Raw genomic sequence first — 13,646 nt, 5'->3', positions numbered from 1 at the left:
CTTAAGCTCGTCAACTTCTCTATTTTGGGGTGTTTTAGAAGAAAATAAATCAAAATGATCGTTTTATAAACAAATGCAAGAGATGAGATCCGTTTGCAAATTCTCATAAACATTATAATTTTAGCTTATCTTTTAACGCCAATATTAAAAGGATCCAATTATATTTATTCACTTCATTTTAATTTAGTATTTTTCTACAATTTATAAATCTAATTGCCAAGCTTATACTCAATATCATAATCATGAATAGTTAGGGAAAAGATAAAATAAGGTAATCAATTACATATCTGTATCCCAGGCAATTAGTTGCTATTTCATGCTTTTTTGAAAGGGTGTTTTAAATGGAAAAAAAAGTATCTGCCATTCCCCAGCCGAAAACATATGGACCGCTGGGTAATCTCCCATTAATCGATAAAGATAAACCGACTCTATCGTTTATTAAGCTGGCGGAAGAGTATGGTCCCATTTTTCGAATTCAAACTTTAAGTGATGCCATAATTGTCGTTTCTGGACATGAACTGGTAGCAGAAGTTTGTGACGAAACGCGGTTCGATAAAAGCATAGAGGGTGCTTTGGCAAAGGTTCGTGCCTTTGCTGGAGACGGATTATTTACTAGCGAGACTCACGAGCCTAACTGGAAAAAAGCTCATAATATTTTGATGCCTACATTTAGCCAACGGGCAATGAAAGATTACCATGCCATGATGGTCGATCTTGCTGTACAACTCGTTCAAAAATGGGCACGGCTTAATCCGAATGAAGACGTAGATGTTCCGGAGGATATGACTCGCCTTACGTTAGATACAATTGGTCTATGTGGTTTTAATTACCGATTTAATAGCTTTTATCGTGAGACCCCTCATCCTTTTATCACTAGCATGAGCCGTGCTCTAGATGAGGCAATGCACCAATTGCAGCGGCTGGATATAGAAGACAAACTCATGTGGAGAACGAAACGTCAATTTCAGCATGATATCCAATCTATGTTTTCTTTAGTAGATAATATTATTGCTGAACGTAAAAGTAGTGGAGATCAGGAAGAAAATGATTTACTTTCCCGTATGTTAAATGTACAGGATCCGGAAACTGGTGAAAAATTAGATGATGAAAACATTCGTTTCCAAATTATCACTTTTTTAATAGCTGGGCATGAGACAACAAGTGGATTGTTATCTTTTGCAATTTACTTTTTATTAAAGAATCCGGATAAGTTAAAAAAAGCCTATGAAGAAGTAGACCGTATTTTGACAGATCCTACTCCAACATACCAACAAGTTATGAAACTGAAGTATATACGGATGATTTTAAATGAATCGCTACGTCTATGGCCTACCGCTCCAGCATTCAGTCTCTATGCAAAAGAAGATACAGTGATTGGCGGGAAATACCCAATTAAGAAAGGAGAAGATCGTATTTCTGTTCTTATTCCACAGCTGCATAGGGATAAAGATGCATGGGGAGACAATGTGGAAGAATTCCAACCTGAACGATTTGAAGAGCTGGATAAGGTTCCTCATCATGCTTATAAGCCATTTGGAAATGGCCAGAGAGCATGTATCGGTATGCAATTTGCACTTCATGAAGCCACTCTTGTAATGGGAATGCTTCTTCAACATTTTGAATTAATCGATTATCAAAACTATCAGCTGGACGTAAAACAAACATTAACGCTAAAGCCCGGTGATTTTAAGATTAGGATTCTACCCCGAAAACAAACTATTAGTCATCCTACTGTTCTTGCACCTACAGAGGACAAGCTGAAAAACCATGAAATTAAGCAGCACGTTCAGAAGACACCTTCTATTATTGGGGCTGATAATCTTTCACTTCTTGTTCTGTACGGCTCGGATACAGGTGTAGCAGAAGGTATTGCAAGAGAATTAGCAGATACAGCTAGTTTAGAAGGGGTTCAAACGGAAGTAGTAGCTCTTAACGATCGAATTGGAAGTCTACCGAAAGAAGGAGCGGTTCTTATTGTAACTTCTTCTTATAATGGAAAACCGCCAAGTAATGCAGGACAGTTTGTGCAATGGTTGGAGGAACTAAAACCAGATGAGCTAAAAGGTGTTCAATACGCAGTTTTTGGTTGTGGAGATCATAATTGGGCTAGTACCTATCAACGGATTCCAAGATACATTGATGAGCAGATGGCTCAAAAAGGAGCAACAAGGTTTTCTAAACGCGGAGAAGCAGATGCAAGTGGTGATTTTGAGGAACAGCTCGAGCAATGGAAACAAGGCATGTGGTCTGATGCGATGAAGGCATTTGGATTGGAATTTAACAAAAATATGGAGAAAGAGCGTAGTACTTTGAGTCTGCAATTTGTCAGTCGTCTTGGAGGATCTCCTCTTGCACGAACATATGAAGCAGTTTATGCAACTATACTAGAAAATCGTGAACTCCAATCATCCAGCAGCGATAGAAGTACACGACATATCGAGGTATCCTTGCCAGAAGGCGCTACATATCAAGAAGGAGACCACCTTGGAGTGCTGCCAATTAATAGCGAGAAGAATGTTAATCGAATTTTAAAACGCTTTGGATTAAACGGAAAGGATCAAGTCATACTGAGTGCAAGTGGACGAAGTATAAATCACATACCTTTAGACAGTCCTGTTAGTTTATTGGACCTTCTTAGTTATAGTGTCGAAGTTCAAGAAGCAGCCACTCGTGCACAAATACGGGAAATGGTAACATTCACAGCATGCCCTCCTCATAAAAAAGAATTGGAAGCATTATTAGAAGAAGGGGTCTATCATGAACAAATACTAAAGAAACGTATTTCAATGTTGGATCTTCTTGAAAAGTATGAGGCTTGTGAAATCCGATTTGAACGCTTTTTAGAACTGCTTCCTGCGCTCAAACCGCGTTACTATTCTATTTCAAGCTCTCCACTTGTTGCACAGAATCGTCTGAGCATTACGGTCGGTGTTGTTAATGCGCCTGCATGGAGTGGAGAAGGGACATATGAAGGAGTCGCTTCTAATTATTTAGCTCAGCGTCATAATAAAGATGAGATTATTTGTTTCATTCGAACGCCACAATCAAACTTTGAATTACCTAAAGATCCAGAAACACCAATTATTATGGTTGGGCCAGGTACTGGAGTTGCACCATTCCGTGGATTCTTGCAAGCGCGTCGTGTTCAAAAGCAAAAAGGTATTAATTTAGGACAAGCGCATCTATATTTTGGTTGTCGTCATCCTGAAAAAGATTATCTCTATCGTACAGAGCTAGAAAATGATGAAAGAGATGGATTAATCTCTTTACACACAGCTTTTTCTCGTCTAGAGGGACATCCCAAAACATATGTACAGCATTTAATAAAACAAGATAGTATCAATTTAATTTCGTTATTAGATAATGGAGCTCATCTTTATATATGTGGTGATGGCAGTAAAATGGCTCCGGATGTAGAAGATACCCTTTGTCAAGCATATCAAGAAATTCATGAAGTCAGTGAACAAGAAGCAAGGAATTGGTTGGATCGTGTGCAAGATGAAGGGCGATATGGAAAAGATGTTTGGGCTGGTATATGAATGTTTCTTAATTAGATACGTATTAACTAATGAACTTCTTTCGAATAAATTTCACTTTATTAGTATCGTGTATTTAGCTGAATAATGATTAACCGGACTATTTAGTATCTACTAAATAAAAAACAGGACCTGATATGCATCTATCAGGTCCTGTTTCACATAGACATTATACATGGATATTTTCCACACATTATCAATGTTTGTAATGTAGTTAGCCTTGTGGGTCAGCTATAAAATCAGATATTATTTTTTCAATATCGAAAGGAGTAATCCCTTTATCCAAAGAGAAAATAGTTTCTGCTTCTTCGATGTCTTGAACGAGTTCACCTCTAGCTTCAATATGTAATCGGAACAAGTCATATAAATTCGGTTTAACTAAATTAGTTAAAGCCTTTCCAACTAGTATCATACCTTTTTGATTCGCCTCGATGGTATTATCATAAGTTAGATCTCTTGTAAGAGATAAATCTGTCCAAATCAATTTTCGTTCCTTTAAGTCTAAGATAACTGGAATAGAGATTTGGGTGTCGGCAGTAATATCCACTTTATCTTGAACAGTAGAAGGTTCAAATATTTCACCTGAACCAGGATATTGACGAACCATCCAACCAGTAAAGCATTCTGGTAAATCTTTATATGGTTGGTCTGTGTAAGAAAGCAAAGTCATGACTACATAGCGTCCACCATATTTCAGCACAGACGGAATATCGAAATCAATGAATTCAGATGCCCCCTTTGGTGCAGAAGTAATGTCTCCGCTATGGTAGGCTTTGAAATTTTTTGAACGTAAGTTCGTGAAGGATACATGTTCTTTGTATTGCCAATCTTCGTCGTACATTGCAGCAGACAAATCAATGTCAACGCGTCCTGTATGTTGTCCATTCACATAGCCTTCTTTCCACCATAGGAAAAAACGAATCGTATCTCCTTCTGGCAAATCTACTTTACTTCCTCGAGATAATGTGCGAAGCGCTTTGCTGGCTGAACGTTGAGAGAAGGGAACTAAGTGATTTTTTAACTGTTCATCCAAAAATACTTTTCCGAGACTTGGAAGTTTTGCGAAGCGATTTTTTAAAGTATCTTCACACATTTTTACAATCATTAAACAAATATCCTCTGAGATAAATGGAAGTGTATTTTCAATACCTATAGCTTTTGCTACATTTCCCTTTGAAAAAAAGGTACGAAATTCATTTTTATCATTTCGATGCTTAAAATGAGCTGTGAGTTGAAGTAATACAGGAGTAGAAACGTCTCCTATTATACTTAGAAACTCTTCGAGAATATGGAAAACATCTGTTGACTTATCACTACATAAACGGATTAAATGATCCAAGCGTCTGGCAAATTCCCCAGGGCGAGTTTTTAAAAGATTTTTCGCTGTCATGATATCACGATTCAACAAAGCTGCTTCTATTTTTCCATTAAATGTTTCAACTTTAATGTTGTTGCGAAGAATCTCAAATGCTCGGTGGGTTTTTGGGAAACGAGTATGATATTCTGCTGGATGAAGAATTTCACCTAGACGAATCCAACGTTTTTTGTATCGAAGCATATCTTCGGTAATGTTTCCGCATTGCTCTAACAATCCTAAAAGGAAGCGTCTTTCTGCTCGGTTAAACTTCTTGAATCGAACGGAAGATGCTAAACTCACATCGCCTTCAGATAAAGCAACTGCAAGGCGAAGAACATCAGTTGCTGTTTTAAAATACTTTGCAGCAGCATCGGCTGATATTTTTCTGTTTATTAATAAAACTCCAATTATAAAAGACATATTTTCCTTATGAGGAATTACATTAGGTAGAAAACAGGAAACATCTTCAGTGTGTGTAATAGCCCATTCTACATCTGTCTTATCAGTTGAGGAAATAGAGCTGTTTGCACTAATCAATTGAGAAATCATTTGATTGAAATCTTCTTCACTTCCTAAGTTAATAACTTTCAAATCAACGCTATCTAAAAGAGGAAGTCGTTCTTCTACTTTTGATACAGGTAGGCGCAACGTCACATAATGAATAATAGCATTAATGTATAAATCAGCGTCACTTAAATCCATCATTTGTTGCGGAAAGTTTGGATACATAGGAGCAAACTGAATATGTGCACCAACCATTTCTTTTAAATGTTTTACCAACTCTTTGTAAAACGATGTGAATGTATCAACCGAAAGTGTTTGCAACTCTTCTATTAAAGGCTCGGAAAAAGTAAATCCTAAACTTTCCAAGTTTTTTAAAACAGTGGCTAAATAAATGTTCGGTAGTTTATTTTCTTCTCTTTTTATAATTACTTTCAAACTTCTTCTTATGTAAATAGAATTTTTCATGAGAACGCCAGCTATTCACTCCTTATAAAAGAGGGGAATAGTCTGACTGTCCTCCTTTCAGTGGTAGATTTTTATTTTTACATGCATAAACACACTAATTGTAGAAAAATACACAGAGGTTACATAGCTATTTTTTAGTGAAAAATTAGGGGTATAACATTTAGTTGTTAAGTGGTAATTTGTTAATTAAGAAAAGAAAACCTCTACATCAATGGTTGATAAACTAAAGTTTATTCAATCCCAAAGAAGAAAGAGGTTTTATAGTCTAATTATTTTTCATAGGGAATTGACAACTCTAAAACTATTTGAAATTTCTGGAAAAGAAGGAAGAATTGTCATAGCCTATGTGTTTAGCAGGAAAGTAACATCCCTATTTCGCCAAAGAAGTTAGAAGGAAGGAACGTCATAGCCTGCTTTATTAGTATATTCTCTTGCGAAGAGCAATTCAAGTATACTGTCTGATTTTTTATATTTTTCTTAAAGGGGAATTTTCATGTTTATCCCGCATTAACGGGTAGCCCGATTGGTGAGTGGGATTAAAGTTTCACTTTATAAATAGGGAGACCATCACATGCCCTTTTTATAATACTATTACGGGAGGATTTTTATTTTTGATATATTATACCATTTATTTAATGGTATAATATGGTATTAGTTCTATGGAATGGAGTTGAATGAGTATTATAAATACAAAAGGTGAAATTAAAAAAACAAAAAGAAAAGTATTACTAACTATAATTACTATGTTAGTAATTATAATTGGGTTTGGATATTGGAAATTTTTTAGTTTGCAAGGTGTTCCAAAAGGGGAATTAATTCGAACAGTGAAATCTCCAGATGGAAAATATCTCATCAAGACTTATTTTCATAATGCAGGATCATTAAGTGCGGATGCTGTTAGGGGTGAATTAGTTAACCTTGATACAGATTCAGAGAAAAATATATATTGGAATTATCCAGATACCGATCCATATATTGAATGGGTAAATAAGAATATTGTTAGAATTGGAGATCAAACTTTAGATATTTCACAGAAAGAAACCTATGATTGGCGTGATGATGATAAGCACGTTAAAGAAATGCCTAAACAGTTTAGTAGATAAAGCAAGAAAATTTAAATTTATTTAATCTTATTCGTTTAACTATAGATAGGATTATATGAGTAAAAAAGTCCATTTAGATCTTCTAAATGGACTTTTTTAGGTTTCTAGATACGACTACTGATAAAAATGGAACAAACTTGTTACTTAAGTTGTCTATTAAGTATACGTATAAAACAGGTGTTCATGATAATTCGCTCATTTTATCCCGCTATTTACCCGTAAAAGCCCGATTGGTGAGGGCTTCTTGCATTTCACTTTATGAAAAGTGAGATGCAAGAAGAGTGATATCCGATAGACTTTTTCATTGTGTCGGTATGTATAACACCTAGAAAAACTATATATTCTTGAAAGAGGTTGAAAATGTATGATAGTCTTAAACAAGTTTTTTAACATTTTACATTACAAAAAGATGGTACCTGTAGTATTTCTTTCATGTGCAACGCTTATAGGCTGTTCCGATGGTAATACTCAATCTGAATCACTTAAACAAACGAAACAAACAAATCAAATCAAACAAGAAACTACTGGTAATGATTCTTTTGCTAAACTTGAAAAAGAATTTGATGCTAAACTTGGTATTTATGCATTGGATACTGATACGAATCAAACCGTTACGTATCAATCAGATAAACGGTTTGCATACGCATCTACCCACAAAGCTTTAGCTGTGGGAGTACTTTTACAAAAGAAATCAATAGAAGATCTAAATCAAAGAGTTTTGTATACTCGTGAAGATCTTGTTAATTACAATCCAATTACAGAAAAGTATGTTGATAGGGGGATGACTCTGAAAGAGCTTGCAGATGCTTCCCTTCGATATAGTGATAATACTGCACAAAATCTTATTCTTAAACAATTAGGTGGACCTAGCGAATTCAAAAAATCACTGAGAGAAATAGGAGATACCGTTACAAATCCTGAACGTTTTGAACCAGAGTTAAACGAAGTGCATCCAGGAGACGTACATGATACTAGTACCCCAAAGGCATTAGCTACTAGTCTTCAGGCTTTTGCGTTAGGAGATGTACTTTCAACTGAGAAACGGGATTTATTAATAGATTGGATGAAAAGGAATACTACCGGAGACAACTTAATTCGTGCTGGAGTTCCAGGAGGATGGGAAGTAGCTGATAAGACGGGCTCGGGATCTTATGGAACCAGAAATGATATCGCAATTATTTGGCCACCAAATAAAAAACCAATTGTTCTTGCGATACTTTCTAATCATGATAAAGAGGATGCTAAATACGATGATAAGCTTATTGCAGAAGCAACCAAAATAGCGCTGGGCGTCTTAAAAGCTAAAAATAAATAATAATAGTATTAGTTATTGAAATTTTCCTGTTTTTCCGTCACAATACTGTGACGGTCTTTTTGTGTATTTTACAAAGAATCGTCTTAATTAAAGAAAAAAAGATAGAAACTATCTCTAGTAAGTTTATTAATTAAGTAACAACAAATATATGCTTTATTGTATACTTATTGCATTTAATGTGGAGGAATAATATGGAGTCAAAAATTCTTATTGTTGATGATGATAAAGAGATTAGAAATCTTATCTCTGTATATCTAGAAAATGAAGGCCTAAAAACTCAAAAGGCAGAAGATGCTATACAAGCTTTACAACTGTTAGAAGAAAAGGAATTTGATTTGGTTATTTTAGATATTATGATGCCGAATATGGATGGCATTGAAGCATGTATGAAAATTAGGGAAGATCGCAATATGCCTATCATTATGCTATCTGCAAAATCTGAGGATATAGACAAAATTCAGGGCCTAGCCTCTGGTGCAGATGATTATTTATCAAAACCGTTTAACCCATTAGAATTAATCGCTAGAGTGAAATCCCAATTAAGAAGATTTAAAAAATACAATACGTCCGTAGAACATAATAAAAGCATTCTAGAAATTGGTGACTTAACCGTAAATACAGATACACGTCAAGTATGGGTAAGAGGAAAAGAAACAAGGTTAACTCCAAAAGAGTTTGCTATTCTCGAACTACTTGCCCGCAATAAAGGGATTGTCCTGAGTGTAGCAAAAATATATGAAGCAGTTTGGAAAGAGGTTTTTTATAAATCAGACAATACCGTCATGGTGCATATTACAAAAATAAGAGACAAAATTGAAGAGGATTCTAAACATCCCATTTACATTAAAACTGTTTGGGGAATTGGGTATAAAATATGAAGAATGTTAGTTTCAGAAATAAGATCATTATAAAACTTCTTGGTGCTGTTGCAATTAGTTTTTTTATTTCATTTGGTTTAACAATCCTCATTTTGGCATACGTCATAGATCCATTATTTATAAAACACGAAGAATTTGGTATGTTTGAATTCAATGTCGCAATGTTGTTCTTATTCGCGTTCGCAATCTTTACCTTTATTATACTTTTTTTGATATTGGTTCGAAAGAAAATAGTATATTTGAAGCTTATTTCTGATAACGTGAATGATATTGCCAATGGAAAACTAGGTCTAACAATTGGGATTAAGGGGAAGGACGAATTGACCCAACTTGCTAAAAATATCAACTATATGTCTAAGGAATTGGAAAATACATTTGAACAAGAAAGACGATTAGAACGTACAAAAAATGAGCTCATAACTAACGTATCTCATGACTTACGCACACCGTTGACATCTATTATTGGTTATTTAGATTTATTAAAAAGAGGGCAATACAACAATAACACACAATTACAGGAATACCTTGAAACCACTTATTCAAAGTCACAGAGACTGAAATATTTAATTGATGAGCTGTTTGAATATACTCGTTTATCAGGCATAGATGCTAAGTTAAATCTTAATGAAGTTGATTTATCAGGTCTGTTGGAGCAAATAGTTGGAGAATACATTCCTATATTTGAAAAGGAAAGTTTAATCGTTCAAAAATCAATTACACAAGAAATAATACCTATCTTCATAGATGCAGAAAAAATGGTACGTGTATATGAAAATCTGTTTATGAATGCGATAAAGTACAGCATGAAACCATCCCAATTATTCATATGTCTTGAATTAATGGATAACAAAGCAATTTTAAAAGTATCAAATAAAGTCGAGAGATCGCCTGTTAGCGATCCAAATAAATTGTTTGAAAGGTTTTTCAGGGGTGATAAGGCAAGAAAAAATAATCAAGGAAATGGACTGGGACTTGCTATCTCAAAAAGAATTGTTGAACTTCATGATGGTAATATACATGCAGAATATAAAGATGGCTGGATGTCCTTTATTGTTGAACATCCAATCAAATAGAACGGCTTATGGAATTACAGGTTCCATAAGCTTTTTTTATAAAACTTAAGAATTCTTAAGGATTTTACAGGGTGTTTCCTAATTTTTATAGTTTATCATGGGTGTATTCAAAGTGATGAGGTGAGCAAAGAAGAAAAAAGGAAAGACTTCATTGTAGCTTTAGGGTGAATGCAATATGACTATTTTATTAGTAGTAAACAAACGTAGTAGCTTATTGTAATGAAATAAAAAATGTAGGAGGATATAAATGATAAAGTCAGTTGTAGATGTAAAAAACATTCAAAAATTGTACGGTAAAAAAGGTGAGAATCAATCACATGCATTAAAAGGTGTATCATTCTCAATTCAAGAGGGGGAGTTTGTCGGTATTATGGGGCCTTCTGGTTCTGGTAAAACAACATTATTAAATGTAATTTCAACGTTAGATAAAGCGACAGGCGGCGTTGTTGAAATTGCAGGAACGGATATTACGAGGATGAAGCAGGGTGAACTTTCTGATTTTCGTTCACAAAAGTTAGGATTCATTTTCCAAGACTTTAACTTATTGGAGAATTTATCTATCTATGAAAATATCGCACTCCCACTTTCACTTCAAGGTGTTTCATCTCGTAATATTGGAAAGAAAGTAGAAAAAGTAGCTGATATGTTAGGCATTACAGCTATACTTCAAAAATATCCTTCTGAAGTATCTGGTGGACAAAAGCAACGTTCCGCAGCAGCACGTGCGTTAGTTCATGAACCAGCAATTATTTTGGGAGACGAGCCGACTGGAGCCCTAGATTCTAAAAATGCAACGAGTTTACTTAATGCCATGACAAGCTTAAATAAAGAGCAAGGTGTATCCATTATGATGGTTACGCATGATCCTTACAGCGCAAGTTACTGTCAACGTATTTTATTCATTCAAGATGGTGAGTTATATAAAGAAATTCATCGCGGTAGTACCCGTGAAGAATTCTATAAAGAAATTTTAGATGTGCTTGCAAACTTAGGCACAGAAAAAGCGTAAGGAAGGAAGTTCAATCATGTTATTTAAGCTTTCTATGTCAGGCCTAAAAAGTAAGTTGCAAGATTACATTGTTTTACTTGTTGGTCTTATTGTCTCTATTTCAACTTTTTATATGTTTCAAACGCTAGCATCCAATAAAACGTTCCTTGAATCTAACTCTTCTATTAGGGATATTGTGGCTGTCTTTAAAATTGGTTCCGTTTTGTTAGCGATTATCACATTTTTCTATATTTTATATGCAAACTCTTTCTTATCAGCTCTTCGTCAAAAAGAATTTGGTATGTATATGATGTTAGGAGCAAAAAAGCATAAAGTTACCTTACTTATGTTCATTGAAACAATCATATTAGGTGCCACCTCTCTTTTGATTGGAATTACAATTGGTGTAGGACTTGCAGAAGGTATCGGTCAGCTATTAATGAAACAACTCGAGTTTGCTGGTGAAGGTTATAAAGCATTTTATCTGCCATCAATAGCTATTACTTGCGTCTTCTTCTTTGCACTATTTGTATTATCTGCAATTATGAATAGTATTAAATTATCGCGTATTTCTGTACTGCAACTTGTACATGCAGATGCACAAACAGAACGTGTTGCCATAAAAGGAAAAATGACAGTTGTAATTGCATTCCTTGGTATTCTTTTATTAGGTATTGGTTATGCATCACTGATCTATATGTCATATGCAAATCCGCTAATTGCTTTGGGATTAATGGCCGTCGGATTAATCTCAGCAACCGTTGGTACTTACCTTATATTTGGATCCCTTCTTCCAGTTATGATTAACAAGCTAAAGAGTAATAAAAAACGTAGTGAAAAAGGCCTCAATGCTTTTACTTTTGCACAATTAAATTTCCGCATTAATAGTCTAACAAATGTGCTTGCAACAGTAGCAATTTTAGTGGCTCTTGGTGCTGGTGGAATTGCTTGTGGTATGGCATTTAAAAACAACATTATAAACATGACAGATCAAATGCGAATTTACGATTCAGTCATTCATAATCCAACTGCGGAAGAAAAGACAATTTTGGGTGGTATCTTATTTCAAGAAAAATTTGAATACCATTACAAAGTTGATGATAGGTATGTTTATTATCTTAAAGAAGATGTAGAAAAAAATCGTCCTTTCTTGCAAGGTATGAAAATAGAGAAAGTTTCAGAGGAAGTACCAATTGGTGCATTTTCAATAAAATGGGTTAAAGGAGAGATCGACACAAAACAATGGATTCAGGCTTTCAGAACGATCCAGCCAAATTATATGTATCCTGATTATGAAATCAAAATTGTAGAACAAAACATATACGATGGGTTGAAGGGTAAAGAAAGTACTGTATTTATAGGGAAAACAGATGATTTTGGATCATACATAAAAGAATGGAAAAAACTTGATGAATTACAGATAGCAAAATATAAAAATGTGAAAGCGGAAGAATTGGATAGTAAGTATCAAAAATATATTACGAGTCATGATTTTTCCAGCGGACTAATGTTTATGGGCTTTTTCGTTGGAGTTGCATTTTTAGCAATGATGGCAAGTTGCTTAATGTTTAAAGTTCTGTCGGGAGCATCAAAAGATGTAGCACGTTATCAAATGCTTCGTAAAATTGGTGTTCGCCGAGAATTATTAACAAAATCAATCTATAAAGAGTTATTCTTCATATTCTTATTCCCAGCAATTGTGGGGATTACTCACATATTAGTTGGTATGAACATGTTTGGATCGCTTTTAATCGATCCGTACTTTCGTATTTGGTTACCACTTGTTATTTTTGTAGTAATTTACTCGATTTATTACTTGATTACAGTTCAATTATATAAAGGGATTGTACTCCCGAAAAAAGATTAATGTAATGATGTTATTTATACGAAGTATAGACATAATCGGACCTCGTTTTATTGATTATTTTGAATGGGTACAAGAAATTTAGAAATAATAGGTGGACTAGCACTACAGTCCATAAACTATTTATTTTAGATTTTAAATTAAAAATTTATCTTTTATCTAAGAAGGGGCGCGGCAACGATTACTACTTTTAGGGGCCATTGGCAAGTTTTATTTAATAGGATTAATTTGTATGAGTTTTCTTTAAAGCTTGTAATGCTATAATCTCATAAGTTAAAGTTTCACCCTGAAAATCTATTATTTATAATGAGTAGCCCGAAAGAGAAAGGATTGTTGCCGTGTCCTATCACCATCAAGCAAGGTTGATAGGTATGTATGCGTCACTACGCCATATAGTAAAAATAAAGGCTCAAAAACGGCTTTTGTCGATTTAAAAGCTGCACGGATTTGTTTAATTTTATGAAAAAAAGTAAGAATCACCAATATAATTGGCGGTTCTTACTTTTTTTTACATACATATTATTAGCATGATAGCATTAAAAATTTTTGTACGGAGAGAGAGG

At 34.5% G+C, this 13,646-nt stretch carries 8 protein-coding genes; 7 read left to right on the top strand and 1 reads right to left on the bottom strand.

Going from position 1 to position 13,646, the window contains the following annotated elements; genetic code table 11:
* The first annotated feature begins 341 nt into the window (after window positions 1–341).
* Window positions 342–3,539: a bifunctional P-450/NADPH--P450 reductase gene (cypD, locus tag CN409_RS01505; protein ID WP_000412781.1), complete on the top strand. Its 3,198-nt coding sequence runs from the start codon at window positions 342–344 to the stop codon at window positions 3,537–3,539.
* A gap of 211 nt (window positions 3,540–3,750) precedes the next feature.
* On the opposite strand, the gene CN409_RS31315 is transcribed toward cypD, so the two are convergent.
* Window positions 3,751–5,862: a TerD family protein gene (locus CN409_RS31315; protein WP_140159752.1), complete on the bottom strand. Its 2,112-nt coding sequence runs from the start codon at window positions 5,860–5,862 to the stop codon at window positions 3,751–3,753.
* Window positions 5,863–6,536: 674 nt separating this feature from the next.
* Between CN409_RS31315 and CN409_RS01490 the strand changes: the two genes are divergently transcribed.
* The 6 genes from CN409_RS01490 to CN409_RS01460 all read left to right on the top strand — a co-directional run bounded on the left by CN409_RS01490 (window position 6,537) and on the right by CN409_RS01460 (window position 13,086).
* Entirely contained in the window at window positions 6,537–6,965 is a 429-nt protein-coding gene (locus tag CN409_RS01490) for a DUF5412 domain-containing protein (protein ID WP_000022536.1), read from the top strand.
* A 364-nt stretch (window positions 6,966–7,329) separates the two neighbouring features.
* A complete protein-coding gene (gene bla, locus CN409_RS01480; protein ID WP_000636466.1) occupies window positions 7,330–8,280 on the top strand; it encodes a class A beta-lactamase in 951 nt (316 codons plus the stop codon).
* 191 nt (window positions 8,281–8,471) lie between these two features.
* Window positions 8,472–9,158 carry a response regulator transcription factor gene (locus tag CN409_RS01475; RefSeq protein ID WP_000444082.1) on the top strand — a complete coding sequence of 229 codons (687 nt, stop codon included), beginning with the start codon at window positions 8,472–8,474 and terminating at the stop codon, window positions 9,156–9,158.
* Window positions 9,155–10,231, top strand: coding sequence for a sensor histidine kinase (locus CN409_RS01470; protein ID WP_000800283.1), 1,077 nt, complete (start codon window positions 9,155–9,157; stop codon window positions 10,229–10,231). Before CN409_RS01475 ends, CN409_RS01470 begins: the two co-directional genes overlap by 4 nt.
* Window positions 10,232–10,478: 247 nt before the next feature.
* A complete protein-coding gene (locus tag CN409_RS01465; RefSeq protein WP_097981009.1) occupies window positions 10,479–11,240 on the top strand; it encodes an ABC transporter ATP-binding protein in 762 nt (253 codons plus the stop codon).
* A gap of 16 nt (window positions 11,241–11,256) precedes the next feature.
* Complete coding sequence (locus CN409_RS01460) at window positions 11,257–13,086, top strand: FtsX-like permease family protein (protein WP_000897822.1); 1,830 nt, start codon at window positions 11,257–11,259, stop codon at window positions 13,084–13,086.
* The last annotated feature ends 560 nt before the right edge of the window (window positions 13,087–13,646 follow it).

Origin of the sequence: Bacillus sp. AFS012607, from assembly GCF_002558005.1 — a bacterium.
In the GTDB taxonomy this organism is placed as follows: Bacteria; Bacillota; Bacilli; order Bacillales; family Bacillaceae_G; genus Bacillus_A; species Bacillus_A thuringiensis_S.
This window is presented reverse-complemented; position numbering and strand designations above follow the sequence as displayed.

Coding starts and splice junctions, on each gene's coding strand:
- cypD (WP_000412781.1), top strand. CDS start 342: ATGGAAAAAAAAGTATCTGCCATTCCCCAGCCGAAAACATATGGACCG.
- CN409_RS01460 (WP_000897822.1), top strand. CDS start 11,257: ATGTTATTTAAGCTTTCTATGTCAGGCCTAAAAAGTAAGTTGCAAGAT.
- CN409_RS01475 (WP_000444082.1), top strand. CDS start 8,472: ATGGAGTCAAAAATTCTTATTGTTGATGATGATAAAGAGATTAGAAAT.
- bla (WP_000636466.1), top strand. CDS start 7,330: ATGATAGTCTTAAACAAGTTTTTTAACATTTTACATTACAAAAAGATG.
- CN409_RS31315 (WP_140159752.1), bottom strand. CDS start 5,862: ATGAAAAATTCTATTTACATAAGAAGAAGTTTGAAAGTAATTATAAAA.
- CN409_RS01465 (WP_097981009.1), top strand. CDS start 10,479: ATGATAAAGTCAGTTGTAGATGTAAAAAACATTCAAAAATTGTACGGT.
- CN409_RS01490 (WP_000022536.1), top strand. CDS start 6,537: ATGAGTATTATAAATACAAAAGGTGAAATTAAAAAAACAAAAAGAAAA.
- CN409_RS01470 (WP_000800283.1), top strand. CDS start 9,155: ATGAAGAATGTTAGTTTCAGAAATAAGATCATTATAAAACTTCTTGGT.